The organism is Bifidobacterium sp. LH_491 (assembly GCF_056356495.1).
Map to the genome: position 1 here is coordinate 17,743 of NZ_JBKEUI010000001.1, position 22,993 is coordinate 40,735.

Genomic DNA, 22,993 nt, shown 5'->3' on the forward strand with positions numbered 1-22,993 from the left:
TCATGGCTGAATTTAATAAGGATGATTACCTGAAGGATCTGCCCGATCCCGCCGAAGCGGCGGGCGGGCAGACCGCTCCGACCGACGGCGCGGCGCAGACTGAGCCGACGGAGTCGGCTGACTCGGCTGCTCCGGCAGAAAAGGCGGAAGGTGCCAATGCGACTGATAGTTCGCAGGGCGCTGGAAACGGTGAGGCCGACGGCGCGGAGGGAGAGACTCTGACTCCACTGGGCCAGGCCAAGAAGGAAGCTGCTGAGTATCTGGAGGCGTTGCAGCGTGAGCGCGCGGAGTTCATTAACTTCCGCAATCGCACGCAAAAGGAACAGGAACGCTTCCGCCAGCATGGCATCATCGATGTGTTGACCGCATTGTTGCCGGCATTGGATGATATCGATCGCATTCGCCAGCATGGTGAGATGGACGATTCCTTCAAGGCAGTCGCCACCAAGATTGATAAGACGTTCGAGAAATTCGGCGTTGAAAAGTTTGGCGAGCAAGGCGAAGACTTCGATCCCACCAAGCACGACGCGATCCTGCATAAGCCGGACGCCGAAGCGCAGAAGGAAACCGTGGACACGGTAGTGGAGGCTGGATATCGCATCGGTGACCGCGTGATTCGCGCGGCCCGCGTGGTCGTAGCATCGCCGCAGGCCTAATTCACATAACCTACGCTGGCGGTGCCGCTGTGGCAAACAACGCACGGCACCGCCGGCAATAGTGGGGGATTCACCTGGAACAGGATTCATCTGGGGTTCACCCCACGCAATTACCTCGAAAGGAGGCACGATATGGCTGAAAACGAATGGCTGAGCAAGGATTTCTATGGAGTCCTCGGTGTCTCCAAAGACGCCAGTGACGCGGAAATCACCAAGGCCTACCGCAAGCTTGCGCGTCAATATCATCCTGATCTCAACAAGGGCAAGGAAGCGGAAGAGAAGTTTAAGGATATCTCCGAAGCCTACGATGTGTTGAGCGACAAAGACTCCCGCCAGAAGTACGACGCCATCCGTCAGTTCGGTATGGGCGGTGCCCGCTTCGCCGGCGGCAGTGGTGCGGGTGGCTTCGATGCCAGCGGTTTTGCCGATATGTTCGGCAGCATGTTTGGCGGCGGTATGCCGGGCGGCGGTCCGGCAGGGTCGCGTATCCGCTTCCAAACCGGCGGCACTGGCCCGAACATCAATGACTTTTTCTCCAATCTTGGCGGAGCCTATGGGGGCGGTATGCCGGGGGCGGGATACGGGGGCGGACATGAATACCAGCCGCAGCCCGAACGAGGCGAAGACCGCAACGCCAAAGTCGCTTTGACCTTCCGCCAGGCGGTGAAGGGGGCGACGGTATCGTTGGGTGTCGATGGCAAGAAGCTCAAGGCGCATGTGCCGGCGGGTATCAAAGACGGGCAGAAGATCCGACTGGCAGGCAAAGGCAAGCCCGGAAAGCATGGCGGTAAGCCTGGTGATCTGTACTTGCAGGTGCAGGTCAAGCCGGATGAACGATTCAGCCTTGACGGGCGTGACATTGTCATGACGTTGCCGCTCACCGTGGGTGAAGCCGTGCATGGCGGCAAGGTCGAAGCGCACGATTTGGACGGCAATGCGGTGATGTTCAAGGTGCCGGCCGGATCCTCCAGCGGGGCGCGAGTGCGTCTTGCCGGCAAGGGCGTGAGCCAAGGCAACGAAACCGGCGATTTGGTGGGCGTGGTGTCCATACGGTTGCCGGAAAAACTGAGCTCGGCAGCCAAGCGGGCGGCCAAGGAATTTGACGCCGCCGTCGTCGATTACTCCTCAGCCATCGCGCAGGAGCGCTGATTGTCATGGCGCGGACAGATCGGCAGATACGGGCGCTGTATGATATGTGTGCCAAGGCTATCGTCCAAGGCCGTGCCGACGTCGAAGGAGCCACGGAAGTCGGTTTCGATATTGAACTGCCGGTGTTTACCGTGGGGCAGGCCGCCGACCTGTCCCACGTGCACCCGCAGACCCTACGCCAATACGACCGCCTCGGATTGGTGGTGCCTCAACGTACGGAAGGCGGCGCGCGCCGATATAGCCTGCGGGATATCAGTCGGCTCGCTCAAGCGCAAAGCATGAGTCAGGACGAGGGCATCAACTTGGCTGGCATTACGCGCATCCTCTCCTTGGAAGAAGAGAACCGCGAGTTGCGTCGTCAGATTGAGCGACTGCGCAAGCCTGCTGGTTCGAGCGTGTTCGCGGCGGATGCCGATGGTGGCATCGTCGAGATTCAGCAGTCGCGTCGTGCGCGCATGTGGCGGCATCAGATTCAGGTGAATACGAGACAATTGCCTGGTCCCCAGTACGATGGCGTCGACGATGCAACTGCGGTAGTGGTGTGGGGCACGTCGCATGCCGAGTGGTGATGGTATCCATCGTTCGATGACATTGGCGCCGGTCATTGTCGCAACACCCTAGACGGAACCGTCCCGCCGCTCTGGTGTGATGGGATGTATCAGATCGATTGAGCCTGGGTGCAAGCCGATGCCGATGAGCGGCACGGTCAATGCACGTGGGCGGGCACAATGCGCGAAAGGTGGGCCCATGGAGTCACGGATGCTGAAGGCTGTGTTCTGGGACATGGATGGCACGTTAATTGACTCCGAGCCATATTGGCATCAAGGAGAAATCGCCATCGCCCACGCGCATGGCGGCGAATGGGATGAGGATGATGGCTGGGCGGGCTCCGGTACGCCGGTGCCCGATGTGGCTCGCCGTATGATTGCCAAAGGGTGCGCGTTAAGCGTCGAAGAAATAGACCGGCAGCTCAAACAGTACGTTTTTGACGCGGAGCAGGAGCGGATTCCATGGATCGATGGTGTGCTTGACGTGCTTCGTTCGTTGCGGGATGCGGGTGTTCCGGCAATGCTGGTTTCCACTTCGCCGCGTCCGATAGTCGAGCACATTATGAGTCAGTCAGAAGGATTATTCGCTGGATATGTATGTGGCGATGATCCGGTAGCGCACAAGCCGGATCCTGCGCCGTATTGGGAGGCTGCTCGCCGGTTGGGTATTGACCGGGAGGATATGCCGTCATGCGTGGTGATGGAGGATTCATCGTCGGGGCTACGCGCCGGCGTGGCTTCCGGCGCTACGGTGATCGCCCAGACGGGTTGGATTCGTACCGACACGTCAGGCTTGGGGCAGTTCGCTTCCATTGATTCCTATGAGAATGTGGATGTCGATTGGCTGGACCGGATGGTGCGGCGTCGCCTCGGATAGTGGATTCAGGCTTGCAGCCAGGATGTTCTGTGGCATTGTGCTTCTTATTGGCGATCGGGAGCTCTTGTTTCGTTTCTGCCGTTTTTATATGGATTCTCTGGTTTGTGTTACAGGTTTATATGGTGGCGTAGATGGGCATAACGGTCTTGGCGTGTTGTGATATCCCTCGACCGTAGTTGTGTTGATGCGGATGAAGAAGGGGCCCGTCCGCGGGTACGTTGCGTCTCTCTTTTCCTCCGGCAAGCGATGATATATGCAAGTTGTCAATGAAATATCCACGCTCTGGCGAATAAGCTCGACGTAGTCTGATGAATACAACGATGCACAAAGCAAGGAGGCAGGTATGGGTGCGTCAGCGATGCAAGGTGCCGGTATGCCGCTGCCGGTGGGAGCGGTCAAGGTCAGCGATGCGTTTTGGAAGGTCGAGCAGGATCTTGTTCGTGAAACGGTTATCCCCTACCAGTGGGATGCGCTGAATGATCGTGTTCCAGGTGCCGAGCCGAGCTACTGCATGCATAATTTTCGTGTGGCCGGTAAGCTGCGCGAGCGTGCGGAACAGCCGGATTTTGTGCCGCCGTCCTATACGGATAGAGGGTTCCAGGCGCTGCCGGAGGATCCGGAACATCCCCGCGATGATCGTTTTTACGGGTTTGTTTTCCAGGACAGCGACTTTGCTAAGTGGATTGAGGCGGTCGGCTATACGTTGGCGCAGCGGGAAGATCCGCAGCTGGAGCGTATCGCGGACGAGGCAATTGACGTGGTGTGTGCAGCCCAGTTGGATGATGGATATTTAGACACGTATTACATCATCAATGGGATGGACCGTGCGTTTACGAATCTGCAGGATCATCATGAGCTGTATTGTTTCGGGCATTTGGCCGAAGGAGCGGTGGCGTATTACGAGGCTACTGGCAAGCGTTGTTTGTTGGATGCGGCGTGCCGTTTCGCTGATTGCATTGCGCGGAAGTTCGGTCGTGAGCCTGGGCAGTTGCGCGGGTATCCGGGCCATGAGATTGCGGAGATGGCGTTGATTCGTTTGGCGGAAGCGACTGGCGAAGAACGTTATGAGCGGCTGACCGAGTATTTTGTCACCGAGCGCGGCCGTGAACCGCATATTTTCGAGGGACAGGCGCGTGAGCGGGCTCGGTGGGAGGGCCGGGGGGATGCGAAGCCTGCCGAACGGGCTGATCATTACGCGTATTATCAGGCGCATAAGCCGGTGTTGGAGCAGGATGAGGCGGTTGGACATGCGGTGCGTGCCGCATATTACTATTCCGGCGTGGCGGATGTTGCGCGGGTGCGCGCAGATGCCGAATTGGCGCAGGCGGCTAAGCGGTTGTGGCGCAGCATTGTCGATTCGAAGCTCTATGTGACGGGTGGTATAGGCGGCACGCATATTGGCGAGGCATTCTCTCATCCGTATGATTTGCCGAATGATACGGCGTACAGTGAAACCTGTGCCGCCATTGCGTTGGCGTTTTTTGCTCGCCGCATGGTGCAGCTGGAGGCGAAGTCCGAGTATGCCGATGTCATGGAGCTGGCCTTGTATAACACGGTTTTGGCTGGTATGGCGCTCGACGGTAAGAGCTTCTTCTATGTCAATCCGCTGGAGGTCGTGCCGGAATCATGCCATCGCGACGAGCGCAAGTTTCACGTGAAACCTGTCCGTCAGAAGTGGTTCGGGTGCGCGTGCTGTCCGCCGAACATCGCAAGACTGGTCTCTTCGATCCAGCAGTACGCCTACACCCAGCGCGATGACGCCCTGTATACCCATTTGTATATGGGCGGTACCATTGCGACAATCATGCATGATATTCCGGTGACGCTCACCATGGAATCGGGTATGCCGTGGAGTGGCAAGGGGCAGATGACGGTGGCGCTGGGACAGTCGGACTCATGCGACATGATGCTGGCGTTCCGTTTGCCCGGCTGGGCGGGCGCAGATGCTGAGCGCTCCATCGTTGCGACAGGTGAGCGCGAAGGGCGTATCGTCCGCCGGGTGCAGGGCGGGTATGTCTATTATCAGGGTTCTTGGTACGAGGGCGACGTGGTGCAGTTTGATTTTGCGATGCCAGTCCGCATGGTGCAGGCACATTCGGCGGTGCGTGAGGACTGCGGCAAGGTGGCGTTCCTGCGCGGTCCGGTGGCGTATTGTGCCGAGTCGGTAGATAACGGGAACGATTTGCATTTACTGCGGGTTGATGCCGACGCTGTGGGGGGTCAGGCGCAGGGTGTTGACGTCGAGATCACTGATGTGGCGTTTGGCGCATCGGGTATGGATGATCGGGGATTGGGCGAAGTGGATGACACGGTGCGCACGATGGCGCTGCTTCGTGTGCCTGGCTGCAGGATTGCGGCTGACGGTCCGACTGCATTGGATGGTGGCGTTGAGCCTTTGTATCACACGTACCGGCGTCCTGAGTGCGCTCCTGTATCCATTACGATGATTCCGTATTGTGCGTGGGCCAACCGCGGGGAGAGCGAGATGCGGGTATTCTTGGACGTGCGATAGGTTCGGCGGCTGCGGCGAACTGCGACGGTGCCCCGGTGCTTGGTATGGCTGATTGCCGGGCTGCTTACACCGTCGCGGTGCCGTGGCGGTATCATGGCTTTGTGTGGCAGCCACCATCGGATCGGGAGGATTGGCGATGTCGGAAGGTGAGGCGCGCGAGAAGGCCGTGTCCTCATACGTGATGAACACTGTTGCGGATATGCGTGAATCGTGGTTGTTCGAACCTGCCGATCGCCCTGTGCGGTGGTGTTCCGCAGGGCAGTTTGTCTCGGGGCCGGGATGGCGTCATGCGCGGCGGACGCTGGATAGCGCGGAGTTGATCGTGGTAAGCGAGGGCGTGCTGCCTTTGCGCTTGCAGCATTGCGATGTTCACGTGGGTCCGGGTGAGTTTGTGGTGTTGCCGGCAGGGTATGAGCATGCGGGCATAGGCGATATTGACGGCGAGCTGTCATTTTATTGGATGCATTGGCTGTCACGCGAGGGGGTGGTGAGCGGCGAGCCGCGCACTGCCGACGAGTGTGAGGGGCGTGTGGCGTTGCCGTTGTTTGGCCGAGTGCGTCGGATGGAGCGGCTCGCGGTGTTGTGGTCGCAACTGTTGGATGCCTGCGCTTGCCAGGGGGAGGGTGCTCGATGGCGTTGTGATTATGCCGCGATGAGCGTGTTGTTGGAATTGTCGATGCAGGTGGTTGATGCTGCTTGTGCGCAGGAGGGCGATATGCGTGCGGTGCGTGAATGGATCCGCGCAAATGCTCTGGAAGATTTGTCGGTTGCTGCTGTGGCGAGGCGTTGGCATTATTCGCCGAGCTATCTGACTGCGCGGTATCGACGCGCGTTTGGGATGGGAATCATCGAGCAGATTGTTGCGGATCGTATGGAGACGGCATGTTCATTGCTGGTGTCGACGTCCTTGCCGGTGTCGCAGGTGGCGAGGGAATCGGGGTATGGTGATCCTCGATATTTCTCGCGGGTGTTTCGGCGGCGTTTGGGTGTGTCTCCTTCGCAGTATCGGGGTGCGTTTCCTATGAGGTTGTACAACTCGTTATAGCAGGCGCAGCGCGGTTTTTGTCATTTGTGTCGAGGTTGACTAAAGTGGGTTTAGTACATCGTTATATTATCGGGTGTGCGTGTTGTGTGGCGCAGGGGCCACGAGAGACCGTGTGACAAGCACCGTAGACAGCAAAGGAGTGTCAAATGGCGCAGTGTACGATACCTATGGCGTGGCGTCCGCCAATGGGCTGGAACAGTTGGGATTCCTATGGAACAACCGTAACTGAAGAAGAGGTACTCGCCAACGCCCGATATATGGCCGAACACTTGCGCGATGCCGGCTGGGACACCGTGGTGGTGGATATTGATTGGTATGATCCGACGGCGAGGGCACACGGATACAACGACAATGCGCCGCTTGTGCTGGATGAATATGGACGTCAGCTCCCCGACCCGCAACGTTTCCCCAGCGCGGCCAATGGTCAAGGCTTTGGGCCGCTAGCCACCAAGGTACATGAACTTGGATTGCGATTCGGCGTGCACATGATGCGAGGCGTCCCACGTCTCGCCGTCGAACGTGCAGCTCCCATCCCCGGAACTCCCTACACGGCGGCGGATATCGCAGACCGTGAGCATGTCTGCGTTTGGAATCCCGATAACTACGGCATTAATCATCGCCATCCTGCTGCGCAGGCATGGTACGACGCCCAACTTGACCTATTCGCCTCATGGGGCATTGACTTCATCAAAGTCGACGACATGCAAACGCCATTCCACGCCGACGAAATCGCCGCCTACCGCAGCTCCATGGACGCCGCGCAGCGCCGATATGGGCACAACATCATGCTTTCGCTATCCCCAGGCGGGTGGGTGTCCACGCAGTACGTTGATTTTCTCAGGGAACATGCGCAGATGTGGCGCATCTCCGATGATCTGTGGGACCGCTGGGAAGACATTTACCAGCAGTTCGCGCGATTGGCGCGATGGGCTCCCCTCCAACAGGCCGGCCACTGGGCGGATGCCGACATGCTCCCGCTGGGCCATATTGGCCTACGTGCAGAACGGGGTGACGACCGGCAGAGCCGTCTGAGCGACGACGAAGCAAAAACCTTGCTGGCTTTGTGGTGCATGGGGCGCTCGCCGTTGATGGTGGGCGGCGATCTGCCGACCAGCGAACCTCGCACCATGGAGCTGTTGACTAATCCTGCGTTGCGTGAAGTGACGGCGGGATCGTGCAATAATGCGGAGATTGTGCGTGAACGCCTGTTCGCCGACTGGTCTGATGAGAGCACTTATCAGGGGGAGCTGATCGTATGGCGTGCTGATGCCTGCGATTGGGCTGATGGCACGCCGAGCGCGCATACGGGCGGATGCTACGTGGCGCTGTTCTGGACGGGTATCGATGCGTACGAGCTTGGAGGCAACATCGCCTTGCAAAGCATCGTGGGCCTTGGCCGCGCCGAGTTGCCATGGCGGGTGACGGATCTGTTTGCCTCTGTTGACGGCCGCACGGTCGAGGCCCCGGCCAGGCTGGAGGGCGTCGGCGCCGACCGTGTCATTCGCGGTACGATTCCCGCCCATGGCGTGATCTGGCTGGCGTTGGACCAATGCTGACTGTGGACGGTTGTTGCTGATAAATGTGCCATGCTGGATCTGTTATGAAATGTTGATAATGTGTCAATGTCTGGACATGTGTTTAGCTTAGTGACGTTTAATGGAAAAATGTCTGACGTGAGGAAGTGAGAAAATGAAACGTCACATGAGAAAATGGGCAATGGGCCAGGCTGTATTGGCGCTGTTCGCATCGCTCGCGGTGATTTGCGGAATGGTTGCTCATCCGGGAGCGGCTTTTGCGGCGAGCGGCATGCCTCGTGGTGTCATCGCATCCATAGTGCGCGCCGACTCCCTGGGTTCACAGGTCAGCGTAGGCGATCGATTGCAATACAAGGTGTCTTTTACCAATAGTGCGTATTCTTCTTACGACAGCGTTCGGATTCAGCCGACTGGTGGCAACCTCGATGGCATCGTCAATGGTGGGAGCGCCGGATGTGGTACGGTTACGATCGCGCGAGGGCAGACAGTTACATGTTCGGCCGCATACCACATCGTGACGTGGCAGGACGTCACGGATGGTGGCGTGTGGCCTAATGTGCAGATGAATGTTCTGAAGTCTACCGGTGCTGTCATCTCCCGTGGGTCGGTGGCGTCGGGTTCAATCGTGACGGCTGTATATCAGCCGCGCGAAGATGGTGTGCCGACTACCTTGGCATCCGCCGGTGATTTAGGAGTCAGTTGCTATCGTATTCCAGCGTTGGCGGAAGCTCCCAATGGTTGGATCCTTGCCGCATATGACGCTCGTCCCAGTAATTGCGGCGATGCGCCTCAAGCCAATTCCATTGTGCAACGTATCTCCAAGGATGGCGGTAAAACGTTCGAGAATCAGACCGTGGTTGCAGCTGGATATCAGGGATGGCAAAAATATGGATATTCCGATCCCTCATATGTGGTGGATTCCCAGACTGGCACTATTTTCCTGTTTTTCGTGAAGTCGTACGATCGCGGTTGGTCGAATTCCGTGGCTGGAACTGATCCGAATAACCGTAACGTATTGCAAGCTGCAGTAACGAGTTCGCAGGATAACGGACAGACCTGGAGCGAGCCCAAGGTAATTACCGCAGATATTACCAACAGCGCTGCGTGGACCTCTCGTTTCGCTGCTTCGGGCCACGGCATTCAGTTGAGATATGGCAAATATGCGGGACGTTTGATCCAGCAATATACTGTTCGCAACAATGGCGTCGCTCAGGCAGTGTCTGTGTATTCCGATGATCATGGCAAGACATGGCATGCTGGACAGCCGGTTGGCGAAGGTATGGATGAGAATAAAGTGGTTGAGCTTTCCGATGGCCGCGTGATGTTGAATTCTCGCCCGTCGAAGGCTTCATATCGCAAGGTGGCCATTTCCGAAGATGGTGGCCAAACGTACGGCGCCGTCACTGAGGATAAGAACCTGCCTGATCCTGCCAACAACGCCCAGATTACACGTGCTTTCCCGAATGCCGCGCAAGGTTCCGAACAAGCCAAGATACTACTGTATTCGTCGTCATCTCCGGGCGGACGTTACGATGGTATCATTCGTGTTTCTCGGGATGATGGCAAGACGTGGTCTTCCGGCAAGTTGTTCCAGTCCGGGGCGATGGCGTACTCCGTCATTACTGCGTTGAGCGACCGTGCCGGTGGTGGGTACGGTTTGCTCTACGAAGGCAAGAACAATGACATCATGTATATGCGTATCTCATGGGATTGGCTGAATCGCTGAGGAATATGATGTGGGGATCCTTTCCCCGTTACGTATGATGTCGATATGGCCCGCGTGCGGCGTCGAATGTTGTCGATATGGCAGCATCGCCCACGCGGGCTTCGTTGTATCAGGATGCTGTGCGGAAATGGTTTGTGTGAGATGTTTACACGCGATGGGGGAGAGAGAAGGTGGCATGGGGATATGCAAAAAGAAACCCTCCGGAGGTGGAATTCCGGAGGGTTCTCGTGGAGCTGATGGTAATCGAAACCACGACCTCTTCGATGCGAACGAAGCGCTCTACCAACTGAGCTACAGCCCCTTGGATGTTGTCTTGCCATTGCAGGACAACTCACCACACTTTAGTACAGACTCTAGCCAAGCGCAAAACGGTATGTGTTGTGCGTGTTGTAGTGGGGTATGGCTGGTGTCCGGGCTTGTTTTGCTGCTGGTCAGGCATTTGTTTTTGTGCCAAATTTTGCCTTGAACAATCCGATGAACGTAGGAATAAGCGAAATCACAAGAATCGCGATGATGACCAACTCGAAGTTATCTTGTACCACGGGAATGCCGCCAAAAAAGTAGCCCAGCAAAGTGAACAGCGTTGACCAGATAACGCCACCGAGCACGGAGAACGGCGTGAATCGGGCCCAGCGCATGCCGGAAATGCCGGAGATAAACGGCATGAACGTGCGAATGAAGGGGAAGAACCGGCCGAGGAACACGGCAAGTGGGCCCCATTTTTCGATCATGGCTTCGGTTTTGGCGATGCGCTCGGGAGTAATGGCCTTGACCTTGCCGGATTCGATGATGCGTCGTCCGAAGAACCGGCCGATGAAATAGTTGCATTGGTCGCCGATGATGGGCGCGCACCAAACCACAGGCAGCAGTGCCATGATCGGAAGCGCTGAATGTCCGGTTTGCGCGTCCGGCGCGGCGAAGAATCCGGCTGCGAATAGCAGCGAGTCGCCAGGCAGGAAGGGGAAGAACACAACGCCGGTTTCGATGAAAATAATGAGGAAAATAAAGCCAAGTGTGGGTGCAACTCCCATCGCTATCCAGCCGGCGATCGCCGAACGGGGGTCTTTGAGTAGGTTGATGAGGAAGTTGATAACACTCATGAATATCGCCTCGTGTCCTGGACGGCGTATCTGGCGGAATGCCCGGATGCGTGCCGTGTTTTTGGGTGCGGCGAATTGCCGCGCGAGGCTATACCTTACCAGTGGCGTGCGATAGGGCTATGAATGATTGCGCCGCGTTGGCTGGGTGCGCGGGGTCTAGAGTGCTGGGGCTGGACGTGAGGTCTGCAAGCGGGTCACTCGCTGTCAGCGCATGATGACATGTGGTGGCAGCAGCACATGATGGTGGGTGGCCTGCCGCTCGGGTGTGTTGCCGCCGCATAAGCCGTCAAGTCGTTCTTGGATGATGCGAATGATTTCGCGCGCGCTTTCGGCGAGTGGCTGATCGATGGTTGGCAGTCCCAGGGACTGTGACGTGGCGGTGTTGTCGAATCCCGTAACGATGGCTGGGTGCTGCTCCGGGAGCGCAAGGGCTGCGCCGGCGGCAAGAGTGTCGCTAACGCAGATGATGGCGTCGAGTTGGGGATTGCGTTGGATGAGTGCCGAGCAGGCTTCGCGGCTTGCGGCTATATCATCGGTGGCTTCGGCGTAGAGCTGTTGCAGGTGGGGTTCGTCGCCCATGCGGGCGGCGATCATGGCATCATGCCATCCGAGGTAGCGATCATGCCCGGTGCCGGAAATGCCGGGCCAACCGATGAATCCGATATGTTTCCGACCTTGCAGTATCAACGATCGTGTCATATCGAGAATGCCGCGGTGTCCGTCGACGTCAACCCACGGTACGTCGGGGTCGTAGAGGTTGGAGAGTCCCCACGGGCGTCCGAATAACACGAACGTCTGTTGGTGTGCGATGAGCCAGGGGACTCGTGGATCGTCGTGCGCGGTATCGGTGAGCACAAACGCGTCGACGTCGCCTTGGGCGATGAGGCTATCGAATTGTTCGATTTCGTTATGTTTGGAATCGGCTTTATACAGTAGTATTCGGAGATTTTGCACATCGGCTTCGGTGGCGATGGCGTGCAAGAGCCGGTCGTATACCATGGATTTGCTGATGGGGGCGATGCCGATGGCGATGGTGTTGCTGCGCTGGGTGCGCAGGCGTCGTGCGGAGGCGTTGGGCGTGTAGCCGAGGCGCTGGATGGAGGCGGCGACGAGTTCTCGGGTGCTGGGTTTGACGATACGAGGGTTATTCAGATAGTTGGATACGGTTTGTGCCGAGACTCCCGCATCCTTGGCTACGTCTTTGATGCTGACCATGTCCTTCTCCTCACGTGTCGGCTGTGATGCGGCAATGCGCCACTTTCCCCTGTTTGCACGGTGTGACGTTATCATCTTGACATCGCGCTGATATATCGATAGTATATAACTACTTTTTGAACGTAACAATTGACACGGTGTTTCATAGGTGAACCACTGCATATATTGAAAAAACAATGATTGATAGGAGATATGGATAATGTGTCCAAATATGGATGTGGTTTGTACACGCCGATAATTTGAACGTTCAAAATAACCGTGATAGGTTCGTCCCGAACAAAGCAAATGTGCGAAAGGACTCAATGATGAGCAAGAAACTTGCAGTGGCAGCCGTAGCCTCCATCGCTGCGCTCTCCATGCTGACAGCGTGCGGTGGCAGTGGATTCGACGATGGCAACACCAGCGCCAACGGCGAACTGACCTCTGACAGCTCCAAGGGGTTGACCGTGTTGATTGGTTCTTCCGGCGACGCGGAAACCGCAGCAGTGAAAAAGGCCGTCGCCGCATGGTCGAAGAAGAGTGGTGTCAAGGCCACCGTGAACGTAGCCAACGATATGGCGCAGCAGCTGTCCCAGGGCTTTGCGGGCGGCAACCCCTCCGACGTGTTCTACCTGGCGCCCGAGCAGTTGGCGGGCTTCGCGTCCAACGGTTCGCTGTTGGCCTATGGCGACAAGCTCACCAACAAGGATGATTTCTATCCCAACCTGCTGCAGACTTTCACCTATGACGGCAAGATTTATGCCGCGCCCAAGGATGTGTCGACGTTGCAGCTGATTATCAACACGGATATGTGGAAGGCGGCGGGTCTAACCGATGCCGATTACCCGACTAATTGGGATCAGCTGGCCGAAGTGGCGAAGAAGCTCACCACCGCAGACCATGTTGGCTTGGCATTCAGCGGCGAATATGCGCGAGTCGGCGTGTTCATGAAGCAGGCCGGAGGCGGCCTGGTGAACGACAAAGGCACGAAGGCCATCGCCAACACCGCGGACAGCATCAAGGGCCTGCAAGAAGTGAAAGACTTGATTACCAGCGGCAACGCTGCGTTCGCTTCTGGTCTCGGCACTGGCTGGGGCGGCGAGGCATTCGGTTCCGGCAAGGCTGCGATGACCATCGAAGGCAACTGGCTGACCGGTAGCATGGCTGCTGATTATCCGAATATTCATTACAAGGTGGTGCCGCTGCCCGAAGGTCCCGCTGGCAAGGGTACGATGCACTTCACCAATGGCTGGGGCATCGCCGCCGATAGCCCCGACCAGAAGGACGCCATCGACTTGGTGGAATATCTGACCAGCGACGATGTGGTGATGGACTTCGCCAAGGCATTTGGTATCATGCCTGCCACCAAGACGCTGGCGGATAAGTGGAAGGCTCAGTTCCCGGACTTGAGCGCATTCATGGATGGCCTCGACTATTCGGTGACCGTACCCACGGCCAAGGGCGCCGACACGGTGGTCAAGGATCTCAACGCACAGATCGAAGGGCTCAAGACCGGCGACGTCAAGACCATTCTCGACAAGACCCAGCAGAATCTGGAAAGCATCTTGCAGTAACCACTACGTGCGGCGCGGCCAAATTGCCACGCCGCGCGAGCAACCCTGTATTCCCTTAAGATCGTGCCGGTTGTGCGGCGTCACAGGTCGGTACCTGTGGTCATGAACCGGTGTCGCGAGTCGGCCGGTCTTGGGGGAATCGTTCCGAGCCGCCACAAAGACGGCGCACAAGGTTTGAGGCCGCATGGTGTGGTGCGGTACCGAAAGGAGCTGGCGATGAGTCACGCGGAGCGCGGCGCGACAAAGCGTTCGCGGGGTGCGGGAGCTACCCCGGGTCAGCAACGCATCAAGCGCAAGAATGAGGAAATTTCCGGCTGGCTGTTTTGTCTGCCGATGATCGTGATTTTGGGTGTGTTCCTGTTTGTGCCGATTGTCATGGCACTGTGGGTGAGCTTCTCGAATTGGAGTGGCCGGGGCACGCCGTTTGGCGGCGGCGTACAGTTCGTCGGTTTGGAGAATTACAAAGACATTCTCATCAAGCCGGGCTTGTCGCAGAGTGATTTCGGCACGGCGGTGCGCAATAACGCGTGGTACACGCTCTTGGTGATTCCGCTGCAAACCATCCTCAGCCTATTGCTGGCGGTGATGCTGAACAAGCGTATCCTCAAGGCTCGTGGATTCTTCCGCACGGCGTTCTACTTCCCTTCCGTCACCAGCTCTGTGGCGATCACCGTACTGTGGCTGTTCCTGTTCAACGCATCCGGCACGGTGAACGCGGTGTTGTCCTGGTTTGGCGTGAAAGGCTCGAACTGGTTCAACGATCCTCGCGGACTGATTCAAGTATTGCTGTCGCACTTCGGCATAACTGAAGGCCCCGCGGCATTGACCCAGCACGGCTTCCTCGGCATCACGTGGTGGGATTGGCTTGCCGGCCCCTCCGTGGCGATGTTCGCCATCATCCTCATGGTGGTGTTTACCACGTCCGGCACGTACATGCTGATGTTCATCGCCGCATTGCAAAGTATTGGCGACGCCACTGAAGAGGCGGCCATCATGGATGGTGCCAGCTCATGGCAGCGGTTGTGGAAGGTAACTGTTCCGCAGCTCAAGCCCACCATTTTCACCGTGGTGACCTTGGGCATCATCGGTACCTGGCAGGTATTCGACCAGATTTACACCGGCACGCAGGGTGGCCCTGCGAAAACCACGCTGACTCCCGCCTACCTATCCTACAGTGCCGCGTTCAACAGCCAGGAATGGGGACAAGGCGCCGCCATTTCCTTCGTGCTGTTCATCATCATCATCGTGATGACGTGGATTCAGCGTCAGATTATGCGCGATAAGAAGATGTCGCGTCGGCGCAGGGCGTTCTATGACGCGATGAAAGCCGAGGCACGTGGTATGACACGGGCCGAAGTGATGTCTCTGGGAGCCCATGACGAACGGAAGGAGGCGTGACATGAGTGCCGCATCGACTACTGCCGCAAGCCGTCGCACTACGCCGTGGTGGAAGCGCGTATTGCATAGTGGCATCCTGTTGTATTTGCTGCTGATTGTGATTGCGTTCATCTATATCATGCCGTTTATCATCCAGGTGGCGACATCATTCAAAACCGATTCGGACGCCACCGCCAACCCGGTGTCGCTTATCCCGGAAATCTGGACCACGGCGGCATACCGCAAGCTGTTCCTCAACTCGGATTTCCCCGTATGGTTCAAGAATTCGGTGATCGTCACCATATTCGTGACGGTGGGGCGCGTATTCTTTGACTCGCTGGCCGGCTATGCTCTTTCCCGCCTGCATTTTCGCGGTCGCAACGTCATCTTCGCCATGCTCATGGGTGTCATGAGCGTACCTATGGTAGTGCTGTTGATTCCGAAATTCCTCATCATCAAAACGCTGGGCATTTACGACAGCTACGCCGGTATGATCCTGCCGCTGCTCATCGACGCCACTGGCGTATTCATCATGAAGAACTTCTTCGAATCCATTCCGCGCAGTGTCGAAGAACAAGCCATGATCGACCGTGCGGGTACCTTCCGTATCTTCTGGTCCATTGTGCTGCCGATGGCCCGCCCTGCGTTGGTGACGATTTCCATCCTGTCCTTCCAAGGATCGTGGAACGAACTGTCACACTTCATCGTGTCGACCCAATCGTCCAGCCTGACCACCCTGACCAAAGGCGTGGCCTCCCTCGCCAGCGGACAGCTCAGCCAAGGCAACCAATATCCCGTCAAACTGGCGGCAGCGGTAGTCATGACGATTCCGGTGGCCATCCTGTTCTTCATCTTCCAAAAGAAGATCATGAATACTTCGGAAGGATCGGTCAAAGAATAGGCGCATAACGCTTCGACGATATCTACCACAAACCCAACAGATAGTGACAATCTGGTCGGCTTGCCGGCCGGGCAGACATCGCCGTGCCTCAACATCCGCGGTGAACATTCCCGTGGCGTTCCTAAACGCACAACTAAGGCACGGCCAATCACATATATGGAGACAATAATGACTGACAAGACCCAAGAGCAAGTTCGCCAGCCGTGGATGCACGATATGAAAGTGCTGGTTAACGCGCCGGCGCAAGTATGGTGCGCTCCGGACGGTACGCTGAGCGAAACCGCGGCGCAAGAGCATGCCGGTGCTCCCGGCATTGCGGGGTTCTATATTGGCGATACTCGTGTGCTGTCGTCCATCGACTGGAAGGTGGATGGCGAGCGTCCCACGCCTATTTCGTGGCGCTCGCCGGAGGGAGGCAGAAGCATTAGTGTGTCCATCGCGCGCAACAAGGTGGGGGCGACCGTCGACCCGTATGTGCGCATTGACGAGGAGCGGTTGGTATTGCCGGATTGTTTGGAAGACGTGGCACATGTGTGTGCCTCCGGCAATGAGGCGGTGCCGTTGACGCTTCAGGCGCGCATCACGGTTGATATGGCCAGCATGCAGGAAGTCAAGGGTGGCGCGCCATCTTCGGCGGCGCAGACCGGGCAGGTGCGGGTGGTGCTGCGCGATGACACGGTGGAAGTGACGTATGGAGCGTTGCGTGTGGCGATTGCTGCGGCTCCCCAGTCGAGCAAGCCGCAATGGCAGATCGATGGGTTGTGCTGTGTGGCGACGTGGCAGGTGAACGTGCCGGCCCGTGGCGGTGTGGATGTTGGCTTGGTGACGCGCGTGGAAGCGCCGGACAATGCGGTGTCTGCCGCGCATACGCCGTGCCCGTGGCGGACGGTCCATGTGCAGGCCGCTGATTCCCGGGTGGAGCGTTGGGTGGAGACGTCGCTGCGTGATTTGGCGGGGCTGCGCATGTCGGTGCCGGCCTTGCCGAACGATGAGTTCCTGGCTGCGGGCGCCCCGTGGTTCTTTACTTTGTTTGGCCGTGATTCGCTGTGGGCGGCGCGTTTCCTGCTGCCGTTGACCACGCGCACGGCGATGGGCACGCTGCGCACGTTGGCACATTTCCAGGCCACGCAAAGCGATGCCCCGACGAATGCCGATCCGGGCAAGATCATGCATGAGCTGCGCGCCGAACCGGTGGTGTCGGCGGGTGCGTTTGCCCAGGACGGCATGAATCTGCCGCCGTTGTACTATGGCACGATCGATGCCACGCCGCTGTGGATCATTCTGCTCGCGGAAGCCTTGCAGTGGGGTGCCGATCCTCAAGAAGTAGAGGAGTTGCTGCCGAATTTGCAGGCGGCGTTGGCGTGGCTGCGTGATTGGGGCGATTGCGATGGCGACGGTTTCCTGGAGTACATTGACCGCACGGGTCATGGCCTGAGCAACCAAGGATGGAAGGATTCCGGCGACTCGGTGCGTTGGCAGGACGGCCGCATTGCTGACGGGCCGATCGCCTTGTGCGAAGTGCAGGGATACGCCTACCAGGCTGCCATGCTGGGTGCTGATGTGTTGGATCGGTTCGGCCAGGAAGGCGCCGATGAGTGGCGTGCTTGGGCGAAGCAACTTAAGCAGCGATTCAATGACGTGTTCTGGGTGGATGATGGCCACGGACGATATCCGGCAATCGCACTGGATCGTGACAAGCGTCCGGTGGATAGCCTTACCAGCAATATCGGCCACTTGTTGGGCACGGGCATTCTCGACGAGCAGGGCGTGCGCGACGTGGTGGCTCGCTTGATGGGCGATGACATGATGAGCGGGTACGGCATCCGCACTATGAGCTCGACGTCCGGAGGTTACTGGCCGCAAAGCTATCATTGCGGTTCGGTGTGGGCTCATGATACGGCGATTTCCATGAACGGTTTGCGCGCCGAAGGATACGTTGAGGAAGCGGTGCGCGTGGCCGAGGGATTGTTGGCTGCGGCCGAGTCCTTCGACTATCAGATTCCCGAACTATATGCGGGCGACAGTGGAGTCGGCGGCCCCTCGCCGTATCCGGCGGCCTGCCATCCTCAGGCATGGTCGGCGGCTTCCTCGGTTGCGGTGTTGTCGCTGCTCGCGGATGTGCGTGTCGACGGTTCGATGCAACCTCTGGATGTACCGCTGGCTCACGATCTGCGCATCGATGGCCTTGCATGAGATAGACGGCGCCGATAGATGAGTGGTATATCGGCGTATCCAACGACAAGCGTCCGCGGTCGATGGCTGCGGGCGCTTGTTGGTTTTGCGATAAGAGAGTTCGGGTTTGGGGCCGGCCGCCGGGGATGTCGGTCTCTGGGCGGCGTGGCCGCGCTGTGTGGCTGCGCCGTGCCTGCACCGTGTGTGGCTGTTCGGTGTTACCTGGCGAACGTTCGTTTCAGCCAGTCGATGGAGAGCGGCATCCATGTCTGGACGTCGGGCACGATGCTGTCGCCTTGCGGCCCGGAGGTTTCCGCCGTGGCCAATGACAGACCGTGGCCGCCGGTGGGGTAGAGGTGTGCCTCCACGGGAACGCCTGCGTTGCGGCAGCCTTCGACGACGAGCAGTGTGTTGGCTACGGGCACGCAGTCGTCGGGTATGGTGTGCCAGATGAAAACCGGGGGTGTAGTGGCGTCGATGTGTCGTTCGATGGAGACTTCTTCGCGCAGACTAGGATCTGGGTCGGGGCCGAGGAGGTTGTTGAAGCTTCCGAAGTGTGCATTGCTGAATGCGGTGATGACGGGGTAGGACAACATGAGTGCATTGGGGCGTGCGTCATCGGGGTCGAAGCCATGCTTGCGCATGGTGTCGTCGCCTGCTGTTGTGGCTAGGTTGGCGGCGAGATGTCCGCCTGCGGAGAAGCCGAGCACGGCAATATGGTCGGGATCCACATGCCATTCGTCGGCATGCGCGCGGATGGTGGTCATGGACTCGGCTGCTTCCAGCAGGGCCACGGGATATGTGGCGGGCGCTACGGAATAGCGCAGAATGAACGCATGATAGCCTGCGGCAAGATATTGCATGGCGATTGGTTCGGCCTCGCGGTCTGAGGTGAACGCATAGCCGCCTCCGGGGAGAATGAGCACTGCGGGGCGGCGTCGGTTCATATCGATTTCAGACGTATTGTCTAGAACATATCCGACGAGGGTCGCCTCACTACCGTCAATGCCAGTGAGAAGTTGTTGCCAATATTGCATGATGCACACTTTCTCTAGTGGGGCCAGTGGTCACCTTGTATTATCGCTCTATCTCGGCGCTGAGGCGGTAATTTATAAGTGTTATGTGGTCAACGTGCTAAATATGATATTTGATGCAATTATTTTGGCATAATGTAGAAAAATATCTTATCTTATCTTATCTTATCGAGATGGTGGTGGGGCGGATGCGCCGTCCGCTGGGTATTGCGCAGAAAAACACCCGTAGTTGCTGCCGTTGGTGGCATAGCGTATATTGCCGCGTAACAATGCGCGTCAAACGATGTACCTCGCAGTGTGGCGGGGTGTGGAAAGGGTGAGTGCCATGACGATGAATAATTACGGTGTAGGCGGTATGACCACAGGCATGCCATTCGTCTCGGGCAGTGGCTTGTCGGCACTGACCCTTCCGTCGGCAGGGCGCTCGCGGTGTGTGAATGCGGAGAATCCGACTGGTGCCAAGGGTCGCGCGGCTATGGCCGCCAGTGCGCTGGGCCCGTCGCGTAAGGGCAGTCCCTGTATTCAGACAGTGAAGGCGGGCGAATCCGTCACGCTGATGGATGTTGATAAGCCGGGCATTATCCGCCATATATGGATGACGGTGACGGATCGTACCGGCCCGAAGGGGCCGGATGTGTTGCGCAACGTGATTTTGGAATGTTACTGGGATGGTGAAACCACGCCGTCCGTGTCCTGCCCGATTGGCGACTTTTTCTGCTGCGGCCATGCGCAGGCGTGCACGATTAATTCGATACCGGTTATGGTGAATCCGAATCGCGGCTTCAACTGTTTCTGGGACATGCCGTTCAATCGTGCGCGCGTAGTGTTGCGCAATGATCACAACGAGGACGTGCCGGCGTTTTTCTACCAGATTGACTACACGGAGTATGACGAGCTTCCCGAGGAGATGATGCGGTTCCACGCGCAGTGGCGGCGCGAGCGAGTGACTGAAATGGGCCGTGACTATGTGGTGCTTGACGGCGTGCGTGGCCGTGGTGCCTACGTCGGCACGTATCTTGCCCTGACGGCGTTGGAAAGCCGCTGGTGGGGCGAGGGCGAAGTCAAGATGTATATCGACGGCGACGAACAGTATCCCACGTGGTGCAGCACTGGCACGGAGGATTATTTCGGCGGCGCCTGGAGTTTCGCCGCGTTTGATGAGCGCGGCCATATGCGTGAGCAGACCTACACCGGCCCGTACATGGGATTCCCGTTCTACGGCCAACGGTTGGTTGGCAGGGAAAGTGACTATTGGGATGTCGCCACGCCGGTGATGCGCGGCCTGTATCGTTGGCATATTCCCGACCCGATTTATTTCGAGCATGATCTGCGCGTGGAATTGCAGCAGATTGGCACAGAGGAAGCGGGGAATTTCGAGCGTAGTGACGACGTGGCGACCGTGGCTTACTGGTATCAGGGCGAGCCGCATGTGCCCTTTGCCGACACGATTCGTGACCGTGCTTGGCGTCGTCCGCGCTGACCTGCCCGCTCGACGGTATCGACCGGGTGCGGGATACTGGACGGTATGAGTGGTGAACAAGACGAAGACATCCGGATGATGCACGAAGTCCCGAACGGCCTGGTGGTGCCCCGCGGCACAGTGGTGCTGGCGGCCACGCCCATCGGCAATACCGCGGATGCGTCCGCCAGGCTTGTGGCATTGTTGGAACATGCGGATATCGTCGCCGCGGAGGACACCCGCCGGTTGTATGCGCTCGCCAATCGTCTTGGCGTGCATGTCGGCGGCCGTGTGGTGGCATATCACGACCATAACGAACGCGACAAGGCCGATATGCTGCTTGACCAGGTGCAGCAGGGGGCTACGGTGCTGGTGGTGTCGGATGCCGGCATGCCGACCATTAATGATCCGGGATTGGCGATTGTGCGTCGTGCCATCGAACGCGGTCTTCCCGTAACCTGTGCGCCGGGGCCCTCTGCCGTGCTGGATGCGCTCGCGCTGTCGGGTTTGCCTACCGATCGGTTCTGCTATGAGGGGTTCCTGCCGCGCAAGCATGGCGAGCGTGTGCAGTGTTTGCGCGCACTGCTGTCGGAGCGGCGCACGATTGTGTGGTATGAGACACCGCATCGTATCGCCGAGTCGATGGAAGCATTGTTGGAGGTGTTCGGTGCCGATCGACGTATGGCGTTGTGCCGCGAGCTGACCAAGGATTATGAGGAGGTGCGTCGCGGCACGATTGCGCAGATTCGTGACGGCGTACTGGACGATCCGCCTCGTGGCGAGATGGTGTTGGTGGTGGCCGGCGCGTCGGACGAGGAGGCTAAGGCGGCTGATGTGTCGTCGCTGTCGGTGTCGCAGCTGGCTGCCTTGGCGTTGGCTCGTGCCGACGAGCAGGGCATGCGCATCAAGGATGCTATTGTGTCGGTGGTTCATGAGCATCCTTTCCCGGATGGTTCATTTGCCAACCGTAAGCAGGTGTATGCGGCGGTGCTGCAAATGCAGGAACGGTAGGGTGCAAGGATCCTGAGATCAGCGTCGTTCCAGCTCGCGCAAAGCAATGGTCAGCGCCTCGTGCACGTAGGGACCTCCGGCTTGGGAGATGTATTCCAGGAGTTCGGCGTCTGCGTTGGGGTTGGCGACTATCCACCGACGCAGTGCTGGCATGTTGACCGCGATATAGTCGAGCACTTCTCGGCTGGTGTTGGGGTCGCAGGCGACTGCTGCGGTGAGTCGTAGCGGCGGCGGGGGAGGTTGCGGTGATGTCGGTGTGTCTGCGGCGTTATGCAGCGTGGTGAGACGCTGCTGGCTTCGGTGTCTGTTGTTGCGTCTTGGGCGTATCCGCGGCATGTCGGCTCCTCTGATGCTCCTTTGGCGTTCCTCTGGTGTTACCTGTGTGATTTCATAGACATCGTGCCATGGGGCGGCGGGGCGTTATACGCGGTATCGTTCTTGTTCCGCTAGTAGGGAGAGAAGTTGTCTGGCGGCCGGGGCATTGGGCCAGAATCGGTGCTCGTTGAGGAGTTGTAGGCAGTCCTGCATGGTGAATTGATAGGTGGTGGCAAGTGCGAGGATGCGGTGTTCAAGGTGTGTGTTCGCGGTTGGGGAGGTGTCTGTGGAGGTGGCGCTTAAGGCAAGGTCGCATGCGGTGCGCAATGGTGTGGTGAGTGCGCAGCGTCCTATCCATGTCAGGTGTTCGTCGGGTGCCTTGCGGTTGAATACGCGTACGCGGCGTCCGTGTTTGAGTGCGCGGTAATGAGACGTGGAGATGACGTCGATGCTGCCGGGAAATTCGCCGCCTAGCCACACCCATGTGGCGAGTGCGTGGCAGGCAATGGTGCGGGCGGGAATGATGGAGGCGGCGATGGCGGCACGTGTTTGGGGATTGTCGGCGTTGAGGTTGCGGTAGGCGCTTGCGGGGCCGAGGTGGCGTACGATGCCGATGTCTGCGAGTCTGCTCATGCTGAGAGGGCCTGGTAAGTCGCGTGATGAGATAAGTGGCGCTGCTAGTGCGGGGGTGAGACTGTTCATGGCGATTATGCTAAAAACCACTGCGTGAATATTTAGGCATTTCACTGCAATCCGTGTATATGTGGATGTGTTCGCGGGTTGGTCTTTGGTATGTGGATAAGTGTGG

General features: G+C 58.3%; 19 protein-coding genes and 1 tRNA gene. 14 read left to right on the forward strand and 6 right to left on the reverse strand.

The genetic code is table 11. The annotated features are described in order from the left end of the window. The first annotated feature begins 2 nt into the window (after positions 1 to 2). The 8 genes from grpE to AC1AWK_RS00105 all read left to right on the forward strand — a co-directional run bounded on the left by grpE (position 3) and on the right by AC1AWK_RS00105 (position 10,048). Positions 3 to 656, forward strand: a complete 654-nt coding sequence (grpE, locus tag AC1AWK_RS00070) for a nucleotide exchange factor GrpE (protein WP_476567296.1) — start codon at positions 3 to 5, stop codon at positions 654 to 656. 132 nt (positions 657 to 788) lie between these two features. Next, positions 789 to 1,805, forward strand: coding sequence for a DnaJ C-terminal domain-containing protein (locus tag AC1AWK_RS00075; protein WP_476567297.1), 1,017 nt, complete (start codon positions 789 to 791; stop codon positions 1,803 to 1,805). A gap of 5 nt (positions 1,806 to 1,810) precedes the next feature. Beyond that, a complete protein-coding gene (locus tag AC1AWK_RS00080; RefSeq protein ID WP_476567298.1) occupies positions 1,811 to 2,374 on the forward strand; it encodes a heat shock protein transcriptional repressor HspR in 564 nt (187 codons plus the stop codon). A gap of 178 nt (positions 2,375 to 2,552) precedes the next feature. After that, positions 2,553 to 3,230, forward strand: a complete 678-nt coding sequence (locus AC1AWK_RS00085; RefSeq protein ID WP_476567299.1) for an HAD family hydrolase — start codon at positions 2,553 to 2,555, stop codon at positions 3,228 to 3,230. A gap of 343 nt (positions 3,231 to 3,573) precedes the next feature. Further along, a complete protein-coding gene (locus tag AC1AWK_RS00090) occupies positions 3,574 to 5,742 on the forward strand; it encodes a glycoside hydrolase family 127 protein (protein WP_476567300.1) in 2,169 nt (722 codons plus the stop codon). Positions 5,743 to 5,845: 103 nt separating this feature from the next. After that, positions 5,846 to 6,787, forward strand: coding sequence for a helix-turn-helix transcriptional regulator (locus tag AC1AWK_RS00095; RefSeq protein ID WP_476567301.1), 942 nt, complete (start codon positions 5,846 to 5,848; stop codon positions 6,785 to 6,787). Positions 6,788 to 6,972: 185 nt separating this feature from the next. Beyond that, entirely contained in the window at positions 6,973 to 8,343 is a 1,371-nt protein-coding gene (locus AC1AWK_RS00100; protein ID WP_476569473.1) for a glycoside hydrolase family 27 protein, read from the forward strand. 133 nt (positions 8,344 to 8,476) lie between these two features. Then, positions 8,477 to 10,048 carry a sialidase family protein gene (locus AC1AWK_RS00105; protein ID WP_476567302.1) on the forward strand — a complete coding sequence of 524 codons (1,572 nt, stop codon included), beginning with the start codon at positions 8,477 to 8,479 and terminating at the stop codon, positions 10,046 to 10,048. A gap of 228 nt (positions 10,049 to 10,276) precedes the next feature. Here the strand turns inward: AC1AWK_RS00105 and AC1AWK_RS00110 are convergent. The 3 genes from AC1AWK_RS00110 to AC1AWK_RS00120 all read right to left on the reverse strand — a co-directional run bounded on the left by AC1AWK_RS00110 (position 10,277) and on the right by AC1AWK_RS00120 (position 12,363). Then, positions 10,277 to 10,349: transfer RNA gene (locus tag AC1AWK_RS00110), tRNA-Ala, on the reverse strand. A gap of 130 nt (positions 10,350 to 10,479) precedes the next feature. Further along, positions 10,480 to 11,148 (reverse strand): DedA family protein, encoded by a 669-nt coding sequence (locus AC1AWK_RS00115; protein WP_476567303.1) that lies wholly within the window; start codon positions 11,146 to 11,148, stop codon positions 10,480 to 10,482. A gap of 204 nt (positions 11,149 to 11,352) precedes the next feature. After that, a complete protein-coding gene (locus AC1AWK_RS00120; protein ID WP_476567304.1) occupies positions 11,353 to 12,363 on the reverse strand; it encodes a LacI family DNA-binding transcriptional regulator in 1,011 nt (336 codons plus the stop codon). Positions 12,364 to 12,668: 305 nt separating this feature from the next. Between AC1AWK_RS00120 and AC1AWK_RS00125 the strand changes: the two genes are divergently transcribed. From AC1AWK_RS00125 to AC1AWK_RS00140, 4 genes are all read left to right on the forward strand, one after another. Next, positions 12,669 to 13,916, forward strand: coding sequence for a sugar ABC transporter substrate-binding protein (locus tag AC1AWK_RS00125; protein WP_476567305.1), 1,248 nt, complete (start codon positions 12,669 to 12,671; stop codon positions 13,914 to 13,916). Positions 13,917 to 14,132: 216 nt separating this feature from the next. Further along, positions 14,133 to 15,314 carry a carbohydrate ABC transporter permease gene (locus AC1AWK_RS00130; protein WP_476567306.1) on the forward strand — a complete coding sequence of 394 codons (1,182 nt, stop codon included), beginning with the start codon at positions 14,133 to 14,135 and terminating at the stop codon, positions 15,312 to 15,314. A gap of 1 nt (position 15,315) precedes the next feature. Further along, complete coding sequence (locus AC1AWK_RS00135; protein ID WP_476567307.1) at positions 15,316 to 16,194, forward strand: carbohydrate ABC transporter permease; 879 nt, start codon at positions 15,316 to 15,318, stop codon at positions 16,192 to 16,194. 168 nt (positions 16,195 to 16,362) lie between these two features. Continuing rightward, the gene (locus tag AC1AWK_RS00140; protein WP_476567308.1) at positions 16,363 to 18,387 is read left to right on the forward strand and encodes a glycogen debranching N-terminal domain-containing protein; all 2,025 of its coding nucleotides are present in this window, start codon (positions 16,363 to 16,365) and stop codon (positions 18,385 to 18,387) included. 197 nt (positions 18,388 to 18,584) lie between these two features. On the opposite strand, the gene AC1AWK_RS00145 is transcribed toward AC1AWK_RS00140, so the two are convergent. Continuing rightward, positions 18,585 to 19,403, reverse strand: a complete 819-nt coding sequence (locus AC1AWK_RS00145; RefSeq protein WP_476567309.1) for an alpha/beta hydrolase — start codon at positions 19,401 to 19,403, stop codon at positions 18,585 to 18,587. A 364-nt stretch (positions 19,404 to 19,767) separates the two neighbouring features. Here AC1AWK_RS00145 and AC1AWK_RS00150 point away from each other — a divergent pair, with 364 nt between their 5' ends. Further along, positions 19,768 to 20,880 carry a glycoside hydrolase family 172 protein gene (locus AC1AWK_RS00150; protein ID WP_476569475.1) on the forward strand — a complete coding sequence of 371 codons (1,113 nt, stop codon included), beginning with the start codon at positions 19,768 to 19,770 and terminating at the stop codon, positions 20,878 to 20,880. A 75-nt stretch (positions 20,881 to 20,955) separates the two neighbouring features. Further along, a complete protein-coding gene (rsmI, locus tag AC1AWK_RS00155) occupies positions 20,956 to 21,870 on the forward strand; it encodes a 16S rRNA (cytidine(1402)-2'-O)-methyltransferase (RefSeq protein ID WP_476569476.1) in 915 nt (304 codons plus the stop codon). A gap of 18 nt (positions 21,871 to 21,888) precedes the next feature. Here the strand turns inward: rsmI and AC1AWK_RS00160 are convergent, their stop codons facing one another. Further along, the gene (locus tag AC1AWK_RS00160) at positions 21,889 to 22,206 is read right to left on the reverse strand and encodes a variant leucine-rich repeat-containing protein (RefSeq protein WP_476567310.1); all 318 of its coding nucleotides are present in this window, start codon (positions 22,204 to 22,206) and stop codon (positions 21,889 to 21,891) included. Between the two features lie 84 nt (positions 22,207 to 22,290). Beyond that, the gene (locus AC1AWK_RS00165; RefSeq protein ID WP_476567311.1) at positions 22,291 to 22,818 is read right to left on the reverse strand and encodes a hypothetical protein; all 528 of its coding nucleotides are present in this window, start codon (positions 22,816 to 22,818) and stop codon (positions 22,291 to 22,293) included. Between the last annotated feature and the right edge of the window lie 175 nt (positions 22,819 to 22,993).

Coding starts and splice junctions, on each gene's coding strand:
- AC1AWK_RS00080 (WP_476567298.1), top strand. CDS start 1,811: ATGGCGCGGACAGATCGGCAGATACGGGCGCTGTATGATATGTGTGCC.
- AC1AWK_RS00075 (WP_476567297.1), top strand. CDS start 789: ATGGCTGAAAACGAATGGCTGAGCAAGGATTTCTATGGAGTCCTCGGT.
- AC1AWK_RS00125 (WP_476567305.1), top strand. CDS start 12,669: ATGAGCAAGAAACTTGCAGTGGCAGCCGTAGCCTCCATCGCTGCGCTC.
- AC1AWK_RS00115 (WP_476567303.1), bottom strand. CDS start 11,148: ATGAGTGTTATCAACTTCCTCATCAACCTACTCAAAGACCCCCGTTCG.
- AC1AWK_RS00085 (WP_476567299.1), top strand. CDS start 2,553: ATGGAGTCACGGATGCTGAAGGCTGTGTTCTGGGACATGGATGGCACG.
- AC1AWK_RS00090 (WP_476567300.1), top strand. CDS start 3,574: ATGGGTGCGTCAGCGATGCAAGGTGCCGGTATGCCGCTGCCGGTGGGA.
- AC1AWK_RS00130 (WP_476567306.1), top strand. CDS start 14,133: ATGAGTCACGCGGAGCGCGGCGCGACAAAGCGTTCGCGGGGTGCGGGA.
- AC1AWK_RS00100 (WP_476569473.1), top strand. CDS start 6,973: ATGGGCTGGAACAGTTGGGATTCCTATGGAACAACCGTAACTGAAGAA.
- AC1AWK_RS00120 (WP_476567304.1), bottom strand. CDS start 12,363: ATGGTCAGCATCAAAGACGTAGCCAAGGATGCGGGAGTCTCGGCACAA.
- AC1AWK_RS00165 (WP_476567311.1), bottom strand. CDS start 22,818: ATGAGCAGACTCGCAGACATCGGCATCGTACGCCACCTCGGCCCCGCA.
- AC1AWK_RS00160 (WP_476567310.1), bottom strand. CDS start 22,206: ATGCCGCGGATACGCCCAAGACGCAACAACAGACACCGAAGCCAGCAG.
- AC1AWK_RS00145 (WP_476567309.1), bottom strand. CDS start 19,403: ATGCAATATTGGCAACAACTTCTCACTGGCATTGACGGTAGTGAGGCG.
- AC1AWK_RS00135 (WP_476567307.1), top strand. CDS start 15,316: ATGAGTGCCGCATCGACTACTGCCGCAAGCCGTCGCACTACGCCGTGG.
- AC1AWK_RS00150 (WP_476569475.1), top strand. CDS start 19,768: ATGCCATTCGTCTCGGGCAGTGGCTTGTCGGCACTGACCCTTCCGTCG.
- AC1AWK_RS00140 (WP_476567308.1), top strand. CDS start 16,363: ATGACTGACAAGACCCAAGAGCAAGTTCGCCAGCCGTGGATGCACGAT.
- grpE (WP_476567296.1), top strand. CDS start 3: ATGGCTGAATTTAATAAGGATGATTACCTGAAGGATCTGCCCGATCCC.
- rsmI (WP_476569476.1), top strand. CDS start 20,956: ATGATGCACGAAGTCCCGAACGGCCTGGTGGTGCCCCGCGGCACAGTG.
- AC1AWK_RS00105 (WP_476567302.1), top strand. CDS start 8,477: ATGAAACGTCACATGAGAAAATGGGCAATGGGCCAGGCTGTATTGGCG.